The sequence below is a fragment of the Sphingobacterium sp. HSC-15S19 genome, from assembly GCF_050433745.1.
In the GTDB taxonomy this organism is placed as follows: domain Bacteria; phylum Bacteroidota; class Bacteroidia; order Sphingobacteriales; family Sphingobacteriaceae; genus Sphingobacterium; species Sphingobacterium siyangense.
Genome location: NZ_JBNPWQ010000047.1, coordinates 22601 through 42020, shown reverse-complemented (window position 1 = coordinate 42020; position 19420 = coordinate 22601). Strand labels below are relative to the sequence as shown.

22 protein-coding genes are annotated in these 19420 nt (G+C 41.2%); 8 read left to right on the top strand and 14 right to left on the bottom strand.

The features are described 5' to 3' along the window. Positions 1-553: 553 nt before the first annotated feature. The 4 genes from L1283_RS25690 to L1283_RS25675 form a co-directional block, all read right to left on the bottom strand. The gene (locus tag L1283_RS25690) at positions 554-1378 is read right to left on the bottom strand and encodes an alpha/beta fold hydrolase (RefSeq protein ID WP_145329225.1); all 825 of its coding nucleotides are present in this window, start codon (positions 1376-1378) and stop codon (positions 554-556) included. 235 nt (positions 1379-1613) lie between these two features. Then, positions 1614-2123 (bottom strand): DsbA family protein, encoded by a 510-nt coding sequence (locus L1283_RS25685; RefSeq protein WP_429626610.1) that lies wholly within the window; start codon positions 2121-2123, stop codon positions 1614-1616. A gap of 2 nt (positions 2124-2125) precedes the next feature. Beyond that, positions 2126-2587 carry a redoxin domain-containing protein gene (locus L1283_RS25680; protein ID WP_429626609.1) on the bottom strand — a complete coding sequence of 154 codons (462 nt, stop codon included), beginning with the start codon at positions 2585-2587 and terminating at the stop codon, positions 2126-2128. Between the two features lie 360 nt (positions 2588-2947). Next, positions 2948-3472 carry a hypothetical protein gene (locus tag L1283_RS25675; protein ID WP_145329227.1) on the bottom strand — a complete coding sequence of 175 codons (525 nt, stop codon included), beginning with the start codon at positions 3470-3472 and terminating at the stop codon, positions 2948-2950. Between the two features lie 233 nt (positions 3473-3705). Here L1283_RS25675 and L1283_RS25670 point away from each other — a divergent pair, with 233 nt between their 5' ends. Continuing rightward, positions 3706-4260, top strand: coding sequence for an SMI1/KNR4 family protein (locus tag L1283_RS25670; RefSeq protein WP_429626608.1), 555 nt, complete (start codon positions 3706-3708; stop codon positions 4258-4260). A gap of 380 nt (positions 4261-4640) precedes the next feature. Further along, entirely contained in the window at positions 4641-5351 is a 711-nt protein-coding gene (locus L1283_RS25665; RefSeq protein WP_075991572.1) for a Crp/Fnr family transcriptional regulator, read from the top strand. A 49-nt stretch (positions 5352-5400) separates the two neighbouring features. On the opposite strand, the gene L1283_RS25660 is transcribed toward L1283_RS25665, so the two are convergent. Genes L1283_RS25660 through nirB form a run of 4 tightly spaced genes read right to left on the bottom strand, consistent with a single transcriptional unit; the run spans position 5401 to position 9575 of the window. Then, positions 5401-5802 (bottom strand): hypothetical protein, encoded by a 402-nt coding sequence (locus tag L1283_RS25660; protein ID WP_075991571.1) that lies wholly within the window; start codon positions 5800-5802, stop codon positions 5401-5403. A 6-nt stretch (positions 5803-5808) separates the two neighbouring features. Further along, the gene (locus L1283_RS25655; RefSeq protein WP_075991570.1) at positions 5809-6621 is read right to left on the bottom strand and encodes a formate/nitrite transporter family protein; all 813 of its coding nucleotides are present in this window, start codon (positions 6619-6621) and stop codon (positions 5809-5811) included. A 46-nt stretch (positions 6622-6667) separates the two neighbouring features. Further along, positions 6668-7015 (bottom strand): nitrite reductase small subunit NirD, encoded by a 348-nt coding sequence (gene nirD, locus L1283_RS25650; protein WP_070567492.1) that lies wholly within the window; start codon positions 7013-7015, stop codon positions 6668-6670. A gap of 43 nt (positions 7016-7058) precedes the next feature. Then, complete coding sequence (gene nirB / locus L1283_RS25645) at positions 7059-9575, bottom strand: nitrite reductase large subunit NirB (protein WP_429626607.1); 2517 nt, start codon at positions 9573-9575, stop codon at positions 7059-7061. A gap of 200 nt (positions 9576-9775) precedes the next feature. Between nirB and cobA the strand changes: the two genes are divergently transcribed. Continuing rightward, positions 9776-10537: a uroporphyrinogen-III C-methyltransferase gene (gene cobA, locus L1283_RS25640; protein ID WP_070567494.1), complete on the top strand. Its 762-nt coding sequence runs from the start codon at positions 9776-9778 to the stop codon at positions 10535-10537. Between the two features lie 169 nt (positions 10538-10706). Here cobA and L1283_RS25635 read toward each other — a convergent pair whose 3' ends face one another. Continuing rightward, positions 10707-11456, bottom strand: a complete 750-nt coding sequence (locus tag L1283_RS25635) for a DeoR/GlpR family DNA-binding transcription regulator (protein WP_286732420.1) — start codon at positions 11454-11456, stop codon at positions 10707-10709. A gap of 4 nt (positions 11457-11460) precedes the next feature. Next, positions 11461-12630 carry an MFS transporter gene (locus L1283_RS25630; RefSeq protein ID WP_286732418.1) on the bottom strand — a complete coding sequence of 390 codons (1170 nt, stop codon included), beginning with the start codon at positions 12628-12630 and terminating at the stop codon, positions 11461-11463. A gap of 75 nt (positions 12631-12705) precedes the next feature. Between L1283_RS25630 and L1283_RS25625 the strand changes: the two genes are divergently transcribed. Next, on the top strand, positions 12706-13095 hold the full coding sequence (locus tag L1283_RS25625; RefSeq protein WP_286732416.1) for a VOC family protein: 390 nt from the start codon (positions 12706-12708) through the stop codon (positions 13093-13095). 96 nt (positions 13096-13191) lie between these two features. On the opposite strand, the gene L1283_RS25620 is transcribed toward L1283_RS25625, so the two are convergent. The 3 genes from L1283_RS25620 to L1283_RS25610 all read right to left on the bottom strand — a co-directional run bounded on the left by L1283_RS25620 (position 13192) and on the right by L1283_RS25610 (position 14746). After that, positions 13192-13791: a hypothetical protein gene (locus L1283_RS25620; protein ID WP_312461600.1), complete on the bottom strand. Its 600-nt coding sequence runs from the start codon at positions 13789-13791 to the stop codon at positions 13192-13194. A 53-nt stretch (positions 13792-13844) separates the two neighbouring features. Continuing rightward, entirely contained in the window at positions 13845-14096 is a 252-nt protein-coding gene (locus tag L1283_RS25615; RefSeq protein WP_153846684.1) for an FUSC family protein, read from the bottom strand. A gap of 260 nt (positions 14097-14356) precedes the next feature. Further along, a complete protein-coding gene (locus L1283_RS25610) occupies positions 14357-14746 on the bottom strand; it encodes a DoxX family protein (protein WP_070567506.1) in 390 nt (129 codons plus the stop codon). 105 nt (positions 14747-14851) lie between these two features. On the opposite strand from L1283_RS25610, the gene L1283_RS25605 reads away from it, so the two are divergent. Next, the gene (locus L1283_RS25605; protein WP_286736601.1) at positions 14852-15853 is read left to right on the top strand and encodes an energy transducer TonB; all 1002 of its coding nucleotides are present in this window, start codon (positions 14852-14854) and stop codon (positions 15851-15853) included. Positions 15854-15859: 6 nt separating this feature from the next. On the opposite strand, the gene L1283_RS25600 is transcribed toward L1283_RS25605, so the two are convergent. After that, on the bottom strand, positions 15860-17224 hold the full coding sequence (locus tag L1283_RS25600; RefSeq protein ID WP_070567511.1) for a hypothetical protein: 1365 nt from the start codon (positions 17222-17224) through the stop codon (positions 15860-15862). 258 nt (positions 17225-17482) lie between these two features. Between L1283_RS25600 and L1283_RS25595 the strand changes: the two genes are divergently transcribed. From L1283_RS25595 to L1283_RS25585, 3 genes are all read left to right on the top strand, one after another. After that, positions 17483-18193, top strand: a complete 711-nt coding sequence (locus tag L1283_RS25595; protein ID WP_286848082.1) for a DUF6454 family protein — start codon at positions 17483-17485, stop codon at positions 18191-18193. Between the two features lie 62 nt (positions 18194-18255). After that, positions 18256-18432 (top strand): hypothetical protein, encoded by a 177-nt coding sequence (locus L1283_RS25590; RefSeq protein ID WP_157698392.1) that lies wholly within the window; start codon positions 18256-18258, stop codon positions 18430-18432. 215 nt (positions 18433-18647) lie between these two features. Then, positions 18648-19259 carry a DUF1269 domain-containing protein gene (locus tag L1283_RS25585; RefSeq protein WP_286736607.1) on the top strand — a complete coding sequence of 204 codons (612 nt, stop codon included), beginning with the start codon at positions 18648-18650 and terminating at the stop codon, positions 19257-19259. Positions 19260-19420 lie beyond the last annotated feature (161 nt).

Here is a 19420-nt window from a genome sequence, read left to right as displayed (position 1 = left end):
AGATTGAAAAATAGGGGTCAATATCGAAATGATGAAAAAAGCTATGCTTGTACCACAGAAATCCAATCCTAAAATTTATTTAGGACACATATGATAAAAACAAGTCTTGACACACCTAAAAGTTAATCTATTAAAATCAAAAACCTAAAGTCTCATTTTCAGCATCCAGAAATACGTTAATGGACCGCGAAGGGATTCCGCAAGATCCATTGTTTAGTACATTTTTTCTTTCCCGTTTTTCTTGAACTAGTTCAATGAACAGCTAGACACTGGAAAGATGGAAATACTTCAAAAACTTTTTACACCGATTTGGGCAATACGGACAATAACATTGCCATACTGGATTTTTTGCTGGCTGTCTGGCAGGAGCCTATTTAGGTAAAGAACTTGGGTTAAGCTCAATTGCATTTGCCGGAATAGCAATGCTCATCTGTCACTTTCTTTCCAGCCCAAGCGACCAATAGATATAGTTCTAAGATAGGATAACAAAAAGATGCTGTCCTGATCGTATATCAAGGCAGCATCTTTTGTTATCGCTTTTTAGTGTATGCGTTTATTTTCCGCTAATAAAAGCCAAAATATCCTTATTAATGGTCTCCGCTTCTGTAGTAGGCATTCCATGTGGAAAACCGGGATAGGTAATTAAAGTACCATTTTGGACTAACTTAGCCGCTCTTCTACCCGTTATATCAATCGGTACGATCTGATCATCTTCACCATGCAATACTAAGACAGGAATCTCGACTTTTTTAAGTTCTTCTGTAAAATCAGTTTCAGAGAACGCTTTGATACAATCATAGTGTGCCTTAATACCGCCCATCATACCTTGCCGCCACCAGTTGTCCATCACGCCTTGCTGTACATTCGCTCCATCGCGGTTATAGCCATAAAAAGCGAGGGTAAAATCTTGAAAATACTGTTGTCTGCGTGTTGCCGTATTCAATCTTATTTCGTCAAAAACCTCCATTGGTACACCATCGGGATTTGTAGCACTCTTAGCCATGGTCGGGGTAACCGCACTGATCAATACAGCTTTTGAAACCCGAGAAGTACTGTGATTGGTTATGTAGCGAACGACCTCGCCACCACCTGTTGAGTGACCAATATGGATGGCATCTTTTAAATCCAATGCTTCTACCAATTGTGCAATATCCGACGCATAGGTATCCATCTCATTTCCCGTTGCCGTCTGTGTCGAGCGACCATGACCCCGGCGATCGTGTGCGATCACACGGTATCCTTTTTCGAGGAAGTACATCAACTGCGCGTCCCAATCGTCGCTGGATAAAGGCCAACCATGATGAAATACGATCGGTTGTCCTGTTCCCCAGTCCTTGTAATAAATTTCTGTTCCGTCTTGAACTTTGAATGTTGCCATGATGAATAGTTTAAGAATTTTATTGTTTACATGATATGTTAATTGGATTGCAATTCATAGTCCAACAAACATATACAACTGTATTTAAGTATATTAAAAAATTAAAAGTCAATTTAAAAACAACGATATTTCGTTATTTATACAACAGATTCATTCTTTTTTTACGATAGGTTCTATTTTCCTGCAAAAGGCTTCTCGTCGTGTGCGCACCTGTTTTTAAATAGTAATCATATATTCAGTTTTCACCTAATATTTGAACCAAATCTTCCGCGCCACCGTCAAATTTCTGTCCATTAACAAAAAATGTCGGTGTCCCATTAACGCCGCTAAGCATACCACTTTCAAAATCGCCATCCACGCGATCCTGCAACGCTTCGTCCTGCAAATCAGATTTGAACTTCGACATGTCCAAATCCAGTTGCTCGGCGATATCCAACAGTAATCTCGCACTTAACAAGTTCTGGTTTTCAAAAATGGCATCATGCATCTCCCAAAATTTTCCCTGCAAGGCCGCCGCCTCCGCCGCTAATGCTGCGGGTTGAGCATAAGGATGCATTTCCGAAAGTGGGAAATTGCGGAATACAAACCTGATCTGGCTTCCCAGTTCGGCCATCATTTCTTTTATAATTGGATGAGCTGCACCACAATGCGGACATTGGTAATCCCCATATTCAACAATGGTCAGATCGGCCTGGCCATTTCCCAATATATGGTCAGCATTGCTGACCTTCGGTTTCAATGACATAATTATTTTGATTTAAGATTCTCCAATGCTTCGATAATACCGTCTGCACCCGGATTGACCGCAGTCGGAGATAGATAACTCCAAGCGATAACGCCCTCCTTATCAATCACAAAAAGTGCGCGCTTGCACTCCCCTTCCTCTTCATCGTAAACACCATACTTCTTGGCGACCTCGCCTTTAGCTTCAAAATCGGCTAAAAGTGGAAAATGCAGCTTTCGGGATTGCGCAAAGGCCATATGGCACCATTTGCTGTCAACGGAGATACCCATAATCTCCGCATCATATTTCTTGAAATATTTGAGCATTTCATTATATAAGGCCATCTGATCGCTACATACCGGACTCCAATCTGCCGGATAAAATGCCAATATCACATTGTGCCCCTTAAATTCTGATAATCTAATTCTTTGATCGGGTGTCGCGTACAAGGTAAAATCAGGGGCAACATCATTTTCTTTTAACATATCAACGTCTTTAAAGTTTATCGACCATCTCAAGGTGCACAACCTTAAAATAGATGTGCATCATCTTTAAATAAAGCACTTAAAAGCTAAAATTGTTTTAAGGAAAAAATAGCTATCCACGATCTGACTACAAGATCCGTTGATCTGCACATATCCAAAATAGATCGATGGTGACCTTTGTATCATCAATTTATTTTAAAACAGAAAAACATGAAATCACAAAAGGTATGGTTCATCACTGGCGCTTCCAAAGGGCAAGGTCTCAGTCTCGAACATCCACAGTCGTTCAGTAAGCTCTTCAAAAAGAATGTCCAACAAAGCCCTTAGAGTTTAGGCAACTTTTCAGTAGATTATTTATCTTTATTCCGCGTAATATCCCGCTACGCCAATGCCAATCGTCCAAAAGAACTTTGACTTTTTAAGGTCCTCCAGCAGCATATCCGCATTGTCTTCGTATTCGCCATCGGCTTTGATTTCCTCAATCTCCTCCTGAACATCCTCTTCAGTGATCTGTCTCCAGACACCAACAGAGCTATTTAAAAATGTATAGCAATATCCCGCTTCGGCATCATCAACCTCACCCGCGTTTTTATCACGCAGGATGCTTACAAGTTCGGTCGCTTCGACCTGAAACGGATTAACACCATAGATACTGATTTCAGTTTTTTCTGGATAGGGTCCATTGATGCTTTCTATAAATTCCAATGTTCCCTGATCATTAAAATCAAGTCTCAATTCGAGTTCATCATAATAATATTGGTCGTCCAGCGCATCTGAAGGAGCACCAAGTACATTTTGAACTTCAGCACGGCCCGCACCGAGATTAACCTGACCAATACCTTCAATTTGAATCCCAACACGTGGGACTAGTTCGATCTTTTTCATCCGTATTCAGTAAATTATAAAAAGGATACCTGCATAAATAACACTTGAAGATCCGTTATCGTTTTATCCAATGATGAACATAGCTACAGCTTTATGCTGACATAAATTTACACTAATTCCCATTAAATAATTATTAACATTTTTAACTTTTCTTACGATCCTTAGCGCACATGATAATTCGCATACTCAGCCAATTATGACTAACTTTAGGAATGCATCAAAAATCGACGATTATGCAACAGACGCTAGCGACATTAGACAGTTATATCCAAAATCTAAGACCTGAACTGTATAACTATCTACAATCCCCGTTATCGGCAGAAGATTTTAGGGCCCTTGAACAGAAATATGATATTGAAATACCTCATGATCTTAAAGCACTCTATCGCTGGAAAAATGGGCAGCGCAATACAAGTTATGAAGCCTTTGTTAACAATTCGACTTTCATCCCACTAGAAGAGGCGCTGGATACAGCGCAGGAATTGACAAATATGATTGGTATGGACTTTGAAATCGAAAACTGGTGGAATGAACGTTGGATCCCTATATTCCACAACGGCGGTGGAAGTTATATCTGCTATGATCTAGGTGGCATCTTTACCGGACAGGCAGGTCAATTGATTGAATACTGGAATAAAGACAATGACCGGAATGTTATTGCACCTAACCTCGAAGGTTTTTTAGGGCTACTTAACGACTATTATGCCCATACGCCTAAAGAAAAATTCGATGATTTTTTTAGCCTAGATACCACAGGCGAATATCCCAAACGGTTTAAGGTGGACTAACAGAAACTCATCGCCCTCATTTTTTTCTCTCGATGAATTTTTAAATTTATTATACCTTTTCCCGCTGTTTCTCTTTGGAACCACAGGATAAAAACAGCGTCAACATACAATAAAGAGTAACAAAAATTAAATAAATCCTTAGCTTCATCATACTATTGGTCTTTACACTAAACCGAAGAAAACAATAAATGCTGATTTCAAATGACAGCATCAACAAGATGCCAACCATAATGGAGATGCAAAATTTCATCCAGTTCCACACATTAATAAGTTAAAATCAAAAGATATACTGTTTTTATAGAAGGTAAAATAGGAATTTAAACGAATAGATAATAACTTTGGACAGATAACACACCGTCCGTTATACGAATCAGGCCTTCATGAAATCGAAAAAAGTAAATACTTGCGACCACTCCTGCCTTATGTGCCGTTATGTCCTACAAGACTGGCTTGGACAAATCGACCTGCACCGAACAAATATCAGATTGAAAAAAGGCGAGCAGTTTATTACCGAAGGGCAATCGGTTCGGGGTATTTATTTTGTCCAGTCTGGACTTGTCAAAGTTCACCGCAATCTTGGAGATAAGGAAACCATTGTTCGTTTTGCAAAAAAGGGAGATATCGTAGGCCATCGCGGTATCAGTACTGAACAAACCGTCTATCCCATTTCGGCAACTACCTTGGATGTCACGCAGCTCTGCTTCGTGGAACTGCCATTTTTTCTGTCCACACTGCGCATAAATCCCGAATTGAGCTATCGGCTGATGTTATTTTTTGCCGACGAACTACATCTTTCTGAGCAAAAAATGACCAACCTGACACAGCTTCCTGTTAAAAACCGGCTTGCTTGGAGCTTATTGTTACTCTACCGTATTTTTGGCGAGGAAAACATGGACGGATATATCGGTCTCACCTTGAGTAAAAAAGATCTTTCATCCTATGTAGGTACTACTTACGAGACCGTCTACCGCATGCTAGGTGAACTTATCGATCTAGAGGCGATAGCGATGGACAAAAAAAATATCTTTATTAAAAACTTCCAGCTTTTGCATGATCTTTCGGAAGAAAATATGGGGAGTGAAACAGTCTAAGACGGCTAACGACTCCCCAATCCATATACTTCCCTAAAAATACATCACACTAAAATTTATAGCCTAAACCGACCCCCAAACGCCACTTGCCATCAGCAGTACCCGTTTTCGCCGCGTAAAATGCGGGCAGCTGAATAGCAATATGCCGGAATACGGCCGTCAGACCAAAGCCTAGAGACGGGGTGACCCAGGAATTCTTTGGCTTCCCTGTTTCAACCTTATCTTCTTTAAGTTTTAAACTCGGCAATAAACCCAACAACAGGCAACTTTTCGGGCTGAATATATATTTCACCGCTGGTCCAGTACAATTGATATAAGCACCATGATCAGCATATCCTGCCACGGCAATTCCCTCAAATAAACTCCCTTTGACTGTTTTTTCCTGACTGTAAGACTCCATGCTAATAGCTAGCAATAGAAATAACATGAATAATTGTTTTATCTGATGCATAAAAATCTAGTTTTGTGAAGTCGACACTTTTTCTTTTTGATGATAGGTATAATAGATAGCCATCCCTGTAAACAGCAATCCGCCGACAATATTTCCAGCTGTTACAATCAGCTGATTGCACAGCCACCAGTCGGAGATAGTCACTTTTGCACCGAACATCATCCCGGCAGGAATCACAAACATATTAACCACTGCGTGCTCATAGCCTAATGCAAAGAATATAAAGATCGGAATACCTGCAGCCAGTATTTTGCCAAGAGTAGACTTAGAAGTCATGGACATCACCACCCCCATACAGACCATCCAATTACACAAAATAGCTTTAACAAAGGCCGAAAACAAGCCTGCTGCACCATGGGCGCTGTATCCAAGCGTTTTCTTTTCGCTGATCAGGATCAGGCTCTGTTCGATGTTTCCGAGCTGGCTCGAATGTCCAGTTTCTGTACTAGCTGCCCAAAATAAAATCGCAAACAGGACACTCCCAAGTAAGTTGCCTAGAAAAACCCAGAATAAATTATTGGCCATAGCCTTAAAATTGATTTTACCTTCAAACCAGGCTAAAGGCACGAGAGAGAAGCTGCCTGTCACCAATTCCAAACCGAGGATGACGATAATAACAAACCCTACAGGAAAAACGAATGCACCGACTAATCCCAATCCAGTCTGCGAAGTGGCCAAAAGTGCGAGTGTAACAGAAATTGCCAATAAGGCACCTGACAATGCTCCCCGTATCAGTAGATCTTTGACAGGAAGCGAAGATTTGTAGATAGCGGTGTTCATCATGGCACCAGCTACCTCTTTAGGGCTAATATAATCCATTGTATTTTTGTTTTAAAAGGTTTTAGATTCAATTATTTTATTTCTCCTAAGCAGTCATCCCAATAAAAACACTTCCGTTTTCCACCTTCACAGGATAAGTCTTAATGGCACATTCATCACCCGAAAGACATTCACCTGTATCCAACGCAAAGGTTTTCTTATGGAACGGACAGGCGACTTTAGGCGTTTCACCCAAAGAGCCCAGCATGCCGCGGCTTAAAATCATCTGCCGTTTGTGCGGACATTCATTTTGTGTGGCATACCACTCATTGCGGCGGGCGAAATAAAACAGCGCCACCTGTTCGTTATTCAATTTAAGACAGACTCCACCATTTTCAATAGCATCTTCTATCCGACAAGCCTTCAGCCATTTCATGTCAATTTGCGTATTCATATGATTTCGATTAAAAGGTTTAGCGATTTTATATTTAATATATTTAATAAGTACTGACGTTCCAATCAGCAGCTTTTTTCTGTCCGCGAAAACTGTCAAAGCGAACAGTTTCATCCTTCTCTTCGGGTGCATTTACAAAGTGAACAAAGCGTTTGCGAATTTCCGGATTCTCTACGGCTACCTTCCATTCACAGCGATAACTATCGACTAGCAGCTGCATATCCTGCTCCCAGGCCTCCCCCATACCCAGGCCATCCTCTACCACGACATTCCTTAAATAATCTATTCCGCCTTCCATTTTATTAAGCCAGGTAGCAGTCCGGGTCAGCGGATCGGCAGTGCGAATATAAAACATCAGGAAACGGTCAATGTAACGGATACAGGTTTCACTATCGATATCCGATGCAAGCAGCAAAGCATGCTGCGGCTTACTTCCACCATTACCGCACACATAGAGGTTCCAGCCTTTTTCCGTCGCAATAATTCCAAAATCCTTACTCTGCGCCTCGGCACATTCGCGGATACAACCACTAACAGCCGACTTTATCTTATGTGGAGCACGAAGACCACGGTAACGTTCCTCTATCCGTATCGCAAAAGAAACACTATCGTGCAGCCCAAACCGACACCAGGTACTGCCCACACAGCTTTTGACAGTCCGTAGTGCCTTGCCATAAGCATGTCCGCTTTCAAAGCCGGCAGCAATAAGTTCTTCCCAGATAAACGGCAGATCATTGAGATGTGCACCAAATAGGTCAATGCGCTGTCCGCCCGTAATTTTTGTGTATAGGCTGTACTTCTTAGCGACTTCCCCGATAACAATCAGTTTATCTGGGGTAATTTCACCTCCCGGAATGCGCGGAACAACTGAATAGGTCCCGCCCTTCTGTATATTGGCCAAATAACGGTCATTACTATCCTGAGCCACATCATTACCCTTGCCAAGAATCATCTCGTTCCAAAGGCTCGCTAGCAAGGAAGACACCAACGGTTTACAGACTTCGCAGCCATGTCCGCGGCCTAGCGCATCCAATACATGATCGTAACTTTTCAGCTCATGGATCTTGATCAGGTCATATAGTTCCTGGCGGCTCAGATCGAAATGTTCACAGATAGTACTCCGGATATATTTCCCTTGCTGTTTCATCGTATAATTGACCAGGTCCTTGACCATCGGCACGCAGCCGCCACATCCCGATCCAGCCTTGGTACATTTCTTTACCGCATCTGCATTTTCACAATGACCAGTTATCACAGCATCACAGATCTGTGCTTTAGTGACACCTTCGCAACTGCAAATCAATGCCGCATCAGGAAGAGCCTCTAGACCAGCAGAAGCCGACTTACTTTCGCTCTGCTGGCCAAAAAGAAGGAGTTCAGGGTGTTCCGCCAACGGCAGGCTATTATTGACCATCTGAAGCAACATGTTGTAACTTGCCGCTTCCCCGACAAGTATCCCCCCCAGCAGACGCGTTCCATCTTTACTTACGTTCAATCGTTTATAAATACCTTTATTACGATCCTCCAATAAGATCGTGCGTGCATAAGGCTCGCTGATAAAAGCGTCTCCAAAACTAGCCACATCAACTCCCATCAGTTTCAGTTTGGTGCTCATGTCAAATCCCTTAAAGGATTTCTCTTCCCCCACAATATGAGATGCCGCAATTTCAGCCATTTCATAGCCCGGTGCTACCAGACCATAGATCATATCATTCACTAAGGCACACTCACCGATAGCATAAACTACAGGATCAGAAGTCTGCATCTGTGCATTAACCAATATTCCGCCCCTTTCACCAACATCCAGTCCAATTTTCTTGGCCAGCTCATCACGGGGACGTATACCTGCTGAAATCACCAATAAATCCGTCTCTATCGACGAACCATCCTGAAAAGCAATCCCCGTCAGGCGATCATCCCCCAGCAATTGGCTTGTCGACTTTTGCAATAAACAGGTCAAGCCTAGTTCTGACAACTTGTTTTGCAACAACATACTGGCGCTATCATCAATCTGACGCGGCATCAGGCGTTGGGCAAATTCGATCACGGCAGTCTCTTCCAGACCAAGATCCACCATTGCTTTCGCAGCTTCGAGTCCTAAAAGTCCACCGCCCATTACTGTACCACGCTTCGCTTTTGCCGCATAAGCTTTGATCAGATCCAGATCTTCGATGGTACGATATAGAAATACCCCTTCCTTTTCAATGCCCGGAATCGGTGGAACAAAAGGAGCAGAACCAGTCGCAAAAACCAGATAGTCATAATTGACTGTGATACCTTTTTGAGATTCCACTTCTTTTTTTAATCGATTTACAGCAACAATTGGATCATCTAAATGAATTTTTACATTATTTTCCAAATACCACTCATTTTTTAACAAGAAAAGCTCGTCAATAGACGAAATTTTGAAGTAATCTGTCAAATGAACACGATCATTAGCTCGTATCGGCTCTTCTGAAAACACAATTATTTCCAGATCGTTTATTTTCTGCTTTAATTTTTCACAAAACTTATTACCGACCATACCATTACCAACAATAACAACCTTTTTTCTTTCCATAACTGCTATTTTTTATGATAAAAATTCAATTTAATATTTTAACAACACTAATTTATGCAATAAAAAATTAAAAAATCAAAATAAATATGATTTTAGTAATATTTTTTCAATAAAAAACTATAAATAATTGTAGTTTTTATGATTTATATCAGATTTTTTAATAGATTTACATATAATTCAACAACAAAAACAACAATAACATGGAAAAATTAAGCACAACATCGTTATTTATTGTAGGATCTGGCCCTGGAGACCCCGAATTACTCACCCTGAAAGCTTATAAAGCAATAGAAAATGCACAAGTGATCTTATATGACAACTTAATTAATAAAGAAATCCTTCAAATAGCAGATAAAAACTGTTTAAAACACTATGTCGGCAAGCATCCTTACGGAAAATACGTGCCCCAGGAAGAAATCAATAGGCTCATCCTTCACTATTGCGAAAGATACGAAAGAGTGGTACGGCTTAAAGGTGGCGATCCCTATCTTTTTGGGCGCGGCTTTGAAGAATGGCTTACCGTACAAAACAGATCAATTAACATGACCTACATTCCGGGCATCAGCAGCATGCAAGGCGCCGGCCTCAATGATATTCCGCTGACACATCGTGGTGTAAGTGAAGGCGTATGGGCATTAACAGGTATGAAAAAGGACGGATCCCTATCTGCCGATCTGGCCCTGGCAGTTCAGAGCAGATCTACTGTAGTCATCTATATGGGAATGCGTAAGCTCGATGAAATAGCACGCACTTATGTTTTGCACAGCAAAGGAGAAACAGCCGCAGCAATTATACAACATGCGAGTTTGCCGCAACAAAGACAGGTGCGTTGCAAAGTCAAAGATCTCGTCAGAATAAGCAAGGAGCATCAGATAGGGCATCCTGCTATCATTATCATCGGCGACGTAGTGGATCTGCAGCAAACATTGACAGTTGCTGCCGAACAGCGGCGCATTATTTAGGATCGATTATAGCGTTACTTGAAATATAAGTAAAGCCTATTATTATCCACTTTATTGCCGGACTAAAACAGACAAAGGTCATCAATACCTGCGAAGACTTTAATATTATTATTATTTGGAAGCTTTATATCATCTACCAAATCTCGTCAGATTTGTCGCTGTCAATTGGCTAGACAATCTGCAGGTCCATATTTCTAAAGAGATTCAATTCGGAATCATTTGAGTCCAGGTCGGTGATCAATGCCGTGAGCGAATCTATTGGACACACCCTAAACAGTTCACCTTGATATAGCTTATTCTGGCTGGCTAAGGCTATTGTTTTCTTTGCACATTGAACCATCATCTTTTTGGTTTCGCCATCTGCAGCTGACGCCGCCGAAACACCGAGCTCAGGATCTACAGCACAAGTTCCCATGATAAAGATATCGGCATTATACTTAGCAACTTCCATACAGGTTGTGATGCCTGAAGTTACAGCCAGATCGGGTTCAAAATGACCACCCAAAAAAATAAGTTCTACATTTTTGAACTTCTCGAGCAGTGGCACGATGGAAAAATTATTTGTAACCATCCGAATCCGGATATCCAATGGCATAGCATTCACTACGGCCCGCGTCGTGGTGCCACCATCCACAAAAAGAGTCATGCCATCTTTCAGAAACGGCTGTACTTTTAATGCGATAATATCTTTTTCTTTGGTCAGAAACGATTGCCTATCCTGGAAAGTCAGTGGATCTTTTTCTCGCAGTATAGCACCACCTCTGGTCTTGGAAAGCAAGCCGTTCCGATAGAGAAGGTCTATATCGCGGCGGATGGTATCTTCCGATACCGCCAACAACACCGCCAGCTCTTCAAATTTCACCTTCCTCCGGGCCGCTAATTCGCGGAGGATTATCTCAAAACGTTCTTCTTTTAACATGCTATTACTTCCTGATTTTATAGATAAGAGCTACCACTAGAAAAAGCAAAGCTATTGTTTCGAAAGCAATGATCAAAGAAAAATGCTGCGCAATAGCCCCCAAAAGCGCGGGGCCCGCCAGCTGACCGGCATAACCCATTGTTGAAATAACCGGAATGGCTACCGTCGGCGAAAGTCCTTCAATCCGTCCCCCCTCGCTAAAAAATACAGGGACAATATTGGCGGCTCCCAGTCCCAAAAGGACAAATCCAATGAGCGTTAGCGATAACCAAGGACTACACACGACGATCAAAATGCCCAACGAAGCCAACAAGCTACCACCTATCACCACAACCTTACTATTCAGTTTACTTACTAATCGGTCTCCCTGCAATCTCATGACCGCCATCGCAACGGAGAATGCCGCATATCCAATTCCCGTAAACTCAGGAGATACTCCTTTGTGATCCCGCAAGAAAATAGCACTCCAGTCCAACATCGCTCCCTCAGACAAAAAGGCAATGAAACACATCAGCCCAAGTATCAGCACACTCCACCTAAACCATTGAAATCCCTTTTTTGAAACCTGAGTTTCATCAATAGGAGAAAACTGGACAATGATTTCTTTTTCCCTTTGATAGCTCAGCAACTTTCGATATTGTAAGATCAGTAGCAGTATTAATAGAATAGCTATGGTAACTGCTGCATAAATAGGAATTAACCCCATCTTTATCAAAAAGCCCAAGCCGATCGATCCAAATAGCCCCCCTACACTGAACAGTCCATGTAAAGATGACATTATCGGTTTACCCATTGCATTTTGTACCTGCACACCATGTGCGTTCATGGCCACATCTATACTACCTATACTACAGCCAAATATAAAAAGGACACAGGCCATCAAGTAGCTATTGGTTACCATCAACAGTACAGGGAGCACTACGGCAGCTATCAAACCTGAAATCAAAATCACTTGTCTGCTCCCAACTTTCCCGATGAAAAACCCGGAAAGCGGCATCGTTAATAGTGCACCACCACCCAAGCACAGCAGTAAAAGCCCCAGTTCTCCGTCATTCAGACCAAGACGATCCTTGGCAAAAGGTACCATCGGTGCCCAGCTTGATAACGCGAGGCCACATACCAAAAACATGACCTGTGTCGCTACCTTAGCCTTTAATATCGATTCGTTCAACATATCTGATAATTTTTATATTGCAACATTATGCAAATTTGCATAATATTGCAATATAATTAAACAAAAAGATTTGACATGCGAATAGAACACCTCGCCCTATGGGTCGATGATCTTGAGAAAACACGTGCTTTTTATGCCAAATACTTTGGTACTGTAAGCGGAGAAAAGTACCATAACCCGAAGAAGGGGTTTTCATCCTACTTCCTTAAATTCCGCGAATCCGGCGCACGTTTGGAGATTATGAATCGTATTGATATTACTACTGCCGCGGCTGATAGGAGCCTGAACAAAGGCTATACCCATCAGGCCATTAGCGTCGGTGGAAAGGATGCTGTCGATAATCTGACCGAGCAATTACGGTCGGATGGTTATATCGTCGAAAGCGAGCCGCGTACTACGGGGGATGGTTATTATGAAAGTGTCGTGCTTGATCCGGAGGGAAATCCGATAGAAATTGTAGCTTAAATAGTTCAAAAAAGTAAAGCATCCCGGACACTATCAGGATGCTTTACCTTATTCTGCATGAAAAGTAAGCCTAAAAGGCTCTAATAAGGGCTTCCATTAGGATTTTCTTATGACAGGATCGATCCAGTAATAGTCATGGTTGGTATGAGCGAAAAACTCCATCGGCGTAACATGGCAATCAATGGTATCACTGAGCCCGTCGTCGGTATAAGTGACCACATCTTCGGATGGCATCACCATCCCGCTCATAATGGCTCCATAGTCCAAGCAGTGAAGATCAGATATCAGTACATTAACTGTGTGGGCCAGCGTCCATTTTTCCATTTCTTCCTTGCTAACACGTTTCACACGCTCTGCCAAAAACCGGGCTTCCTCCAGCTCTTTTTCGACACTGTCCGGAAAAAAAAGCAACAGGAAGGCTTCATACTTACCAAATTCTTTATTTCGGATTGCTTCATTTCGCAGAAACAGCTTCTCGCCCATCTGTCCGTACTGATCGGCATATTTTTTCAGCTCCATTTCTGCAAGTTCCCTATCCGACCATTCCTCCAATTCAGAAAGCGCATATACATCGGTACCATGGCCGTCACACTGATTGAGATACGCCCATACATCGCCCTGTACAACTTTGGGCTTCCTGTGCTCCAGCACATTGTAACCTTGCGCTACCCATGCTTCTATTTGTTCCCTTCTCATCTTAAGCTGTTTTTTAAAATAAACAACAGCGCAGCTGCAATGGTTTTCTTTTTCTATTTCAGATTTCGGGCTTTCAACTCCGCATCTAGTGCTTTCTCATTTTTTCCAAAATATTTAAAGAACAAAATGGCCAATATCAATGGGAAAATTGTAGGCCAGGTTAAACCGGCTACGAATATACTATAGGCAGCGATCCCCAAACAAAAGCCAATAATTGATGCATTGATTATTTTCGTGGGTTTAGCTTTCTTTTTGAGAACCAACAACTCTTCATTGCTCAGTTCATTTAATTTCTTTTCTTCCATCTGGTCTGTACTTTTATAGGTTAGTTATTTTATATGTTTGATGCGAATATAATTATTTAAATGAGCAATAAAAAAACATAAAAGGTTGGAAATTAGCAAAAGAATAGCGCAAAAAAATAAAAAAGGTCGGATGAAAATGGAACACCCGACCTTTTAACTAAGTTACTCCTTACATGGATACCTATAGGACAACAGCCGCAGACATATGGTTTGTTTTTTACAATTTTGTATCAACTTCTGTTCAACCAGTCTTCACCCAATCAGCTCTTGCATGTACTTTTCAAAGCCCATGCAACCAATATAGGCTGAAAAAATAAACGGGCAAGCCGCTTTCCATCCGTATCCAATCCAAAGCCGTCGCGATGGTCTTTATATTGAGCAATATTTCCGGGAAACACAGCTGCAAAAAACGCTGCTGCGATTTTTCCAACGTTCGATCGATGTTTAGCAGGTGCGAAAATCAGTGTAGCACCCAAAGCAATTTCCGCAATACCGGAATATACAACAGTATCATCTTTGGAGATCGGAACCCAGTCCGGCACCTGAGCCTGAAATTCCTTGCGGGCGAAGGACAGATGTCCAATACCGGCTACCACCAAAAAGGTACCTAGACCAACTCGTGCAATCTTCTGCATAGGTGAATTATTCATAATCTTTTACTTAGAGGACATCATTCCACTCGAAATAGTTTGTCCAACGCTGCGGATTATTTCACCTAAAAAATATATATTTGATTAAATAAAATTAACCATATCATGCACTATTATCCCTTAAATATACACAAATACATTATTTTCCTCCTTTTTACGGCCCTTGTGATTCATGCAAAAGCACAAGAAACAATTGTCACTTATATAAAGAAAAATCGTGGTATTACTGCTATAAAAGATTCAGCCGCTTACACAAACATTATTCGGTTAACAGCAAATGAATTGGGGCTTTACGAAGTAAACGATTACTATCCAAATGGCAATTTAAAAAGACATGGCTGGACAAAAGTAGCTGACCCACGAAGATTATATCTGGAAGGCATTATTGAAAGTTATCACAACAATGGCAACCTAGCGGTATCAGCCGGATATAAAGACAATAAACTGAGCGATACTGTAAAAAGATACCACGAAAATGGTCTTTTAAGAGAAATTAGATTTTTCTCCGGTTCTGAAGCCAGTCCCAACGAATTTCTTTTTCAGGACCAGCATAGCCGACTAATCTATTATGCTGATTCAACAGGCCGAAAGCAGGTCGAAAATGGAAATGGCACTTTCGAATTTAAAAACAATATAAATACTGAAAAAGGTGTATATGTTGATGGATTACGTCAAGGACATTGGGAAGGTACTTTAAAAAAAGGAAAGATCAAGTTTGAAGAATGGTATGAAAAAGGTGTGTTAAGCAAGGGAACCAGCACAGATAGTATGGGCAATGTGCATCCCTATACACGTCGAGATGTCCAACCGGAATACCCTGGCGGGATAAAAAACCTTATGATCTTTATTGCCCAGAATTATAAATATCCCAAAGAAGCTTTAAATGCAAAAGTATCAGGACAACTTCTCATCAGTTTTGTCATTGAAAAAAATGGTCTGGCGAATGAATTTGAAGTGATTAATGACCTCGGGTATGGAACAGCAGCAAATGGTATAGCAGTACTGAAGAAAGCCGAAAAATGGGCTCCGGGTTATCAATACGGTATGCCTGTACGTGTGCAGTTTACCATTCCAATCCGTTTACATACAGGTCCCGCTCCAAATTAGCCCTGATCATAATCGTCTGGACTGCATCTGCTTCAATACGGCCTTCATTTTTTCCTGATAGAGCTTATTTGACTTCGATAATTTCACAGCTCTCTGTTGTTCTTCTTCTGCCTGCGCATAAAAGCCAACCCGATACAACAATAAAGCCATCGTATAACGGAATGCTGGCACATCAGGTTTGAGATCTATTGTTTTCTTTTGCCAACGGATCGCATCAAATATAACCGAAGGATCATTTCTCTCAAAGGCCAAGATCTGTTTAGCACCATAATTCAAATTATTTGCCAGGTCATCCTGATAATATTTACGTCCTTTACCAACCAACGATTTGAACTCCGCATTTTGTGCACTGTCCAACACAAGTTGATTTCCTGAAAAATTGATCTTTCGATCTTGCGCAAAATCCATTCGAGACAAGGAATCGGGGTCCACCTTATAAAATGATTGTTCATAATAATTCCTTGCCATCCGGACGTAAGACAGACTATCTTTCATTAGCCTTTTATACTCCAAGGGATAATAACCTTGGGAATTGGAAGCGCGCAAATAATTAGATGTCCATGTCGTATAGGCAAAATAACCAACGTTTTGAGCTAATGAAAAGTTTCTCTTGTCAAGCGATTCGCGAAATGTCCGCTGAATAATTCTATTGTTTATTTTTTTACGAACGGGCAATGGCAACGAGGAATACAGACTATCCACCATTTTACTATTGGTACGTGCCAATAAATAAGATTTACTATTATATACAGGGCCACAGCTCAATAAAAAAACAACCGTCTCAAAATTATTCAATTGCTCTATCGTCAGCTGTGCTATATAGTCACTCAACAGTTGCTGGTCTGTATATTGATCAAATGTCTGATTGTAGCGGAGTATTTTGTTCAGCAAGGACTGCTGACGGATCCCCTTTCGATATTCTGCTATAAGCTTACCGAGAGTTTCAGCTTTTGCAAGCGTATTTGCCGAGTCTATGAGTCTTTCCAGCTCATCTCCCCCATCAACCGCCTTGTCTATTCGTAAAATAGGAATCCCATCTTTATCAGTAACAAGGTACATCGGTTTGTTCAAATAGAAAGCCCGTTGCAACGGATGGTCAAATTCATCCCGATCCACCTGAACAATTCCCGACACAAACTGCGTACTGAGGATATCTTTTGCTTTTTTTGAAACAGAGCCTCTAAAAGGAATAAACTGATCGTCCCGTTGATGAACCACCAAGAACATCGGCTTATTTTCCTTTGCTGCGCGCTCCAGCAGCTGTAAATAATCTTCTTTTTGCGGAAATGTCTGCTGCTGTGCTATTGCAGGGTAAACAAACACCCAACACAAAAATATGAATACAGCAGATTGGAACTTGAAATGATTCATTATCTATGAAAATTAACTAGCAATAACTTATGATATAATTTATAGAATTGGATAAAAGTTTCAATTCTTCTATTCAAGAGACATCGAATTGGGAGGCCAAGCGAACAATTAAATAGCAAAAATGAATGTATAAAGCTAATAAAATACAGGCAAAAAACCACAACGAATTTAACTCTATATATAAAAAATTAATAAAAAAAGAAAGCTCTGCAATAGCAGTTCCCGTAAGCCACTAGACAAATACCGATAAAAAAAGCTTTGATAGCTAAACAGCGGCCGATCTACGAAGAGCAGGCCGTCGGCCTGGGAACGGGCTATCTCATGAAATTTAATTTTAAAGGAGAGCTTATTGCTCAACTTCGTTTAGGAAAAGATAGCGTTTATCATCCCGGGGGGATAGATTTTGATGGTCAATATATTTGGATCCCAGTCTGTGAATATCGTCCCCACGGCAGGTCGCTGATTTACAGAATAGATCCGACTACCATGGAAGCGAAGGTTGAATTTACGGTAGACGATGCCATTGGAGCCCTTGTTTGCGATCGAGATCGACATGAACTCGTTGGTTTCAATTGGGATGCTATGCAGTTTTATACGTGGAAACAACAATTGCTCGATCGTGGTAAATGGCATTTAAAATCAATCTCTAACAATAATCAGCATTTTATTCATTTTCAGGATGGACAATATATGGGTCAAGGTTTGATGATTTGCTCCGGGGTCAACAGTTTTTTGAAAGATCCCCACGCAAAGGAGCGCATCGTAATCGGGGGCATTCAATTAATGGATATTCATACCTATCAGAGCACCTATACCCTGCCAATCCACTTAAGAAGTAAAACAGGTCGCATTATGACAAGTAATCCTTTTTACACCGATGTCGTTGACGGAAAGGTCTGCCTGTACTTTGTGCCCGATGATGATCAATCCACACTTTACATGTATGAGATAACTAATTCCAAATCATGAATTGCTCTGGGAGTCGCTATGGCTGAAATTGATATCAGACAAATACAAAAGAAATTAATTCGATGGTACACAAATTTGGTACTAAAACATTTATCAATAGTCTCTGGAATGTCGATAAACTGGTTTTGAATGATCCAGCTGAATTTGGCAAAGTGCATCAGAACGGGGCAAATATAGTCCAAGCAGATTATCCTGAATTATTACTCAGACACCTTCGTTTACATAAACTTCACCAATAGATTACAATTTATCCGGAAGTCTATCGTCCATACTAAAAATAAAAAACCACCCTTATTATGACTTTCGTTCCGTGAGGCAATAGCTGCTCAGATCAGCTCGTTTTATTACGAATAAATAACCCCCGAGTCATATTATTATTTTATTTGACCAACTCAAAAAAAATAATTTAAATTTATTACAACACAAAAATGTTCATTACAAAATTCAAATCCATATGGAAAATATTTTGATTTATATCGTTGATTCGACAGAGAAATCAATCGCGGTAAACCACACTTTAGCCGATCTCGACCGTAATGGTGACATTCGTATTTATGAGTCTATAACCATCCGAAAAACAGATCAGGGTGGTTTTGACGTACTGAAAGACGCGACAGAAGAGGGCGGCTGGAAAACACTCGGCGGAGGTGCCATCGGTGCATTGATCGGTATTGTGGGCGGTCCACTAGGTTTATTGCTGGGCGGACTTACCGGAACATTTATCGGGGCGACGATGGATACCGAAGAATTTGTTGTGTCGACCGATTTTATTGATCAGGTCAATAATAGCTTGCAAGTGGGGGAAATAGCAGTGATTACTGTTGTTGACGAAACAAGCCCAGATTTCGTGGATACAGCTTTGCAACCCTTGGAAGGACGATCCTTCCGGACGAGTGTTGATGAGGCCTATGATCATTATCAGGAACGCGTAGAAAAGGCGGCTTCCGAAGAACACGCAGCGGAAAAAGCCAAACGGGAAGCCAAGAAAGCCGAACGGAAAGAAAAACGTGCGGAACTCCGCGAGAGTGTCAAGAAAAAGATTTCAGACTGGTGGGACAAACTTTAATTTAAGCATCTTTAACTTCAAGCAGCTTCGGCTAACGATAAGGGCTGCTTGGAGTTTGGGAAAAATCGCCAAAACTCCACCCCTAGCAAAACGGCGTTTGAAGTAAGCGACAAAAAGACAAAAAACGCAAGGATCGTAGTGAACAGGCGAATAAATAAACC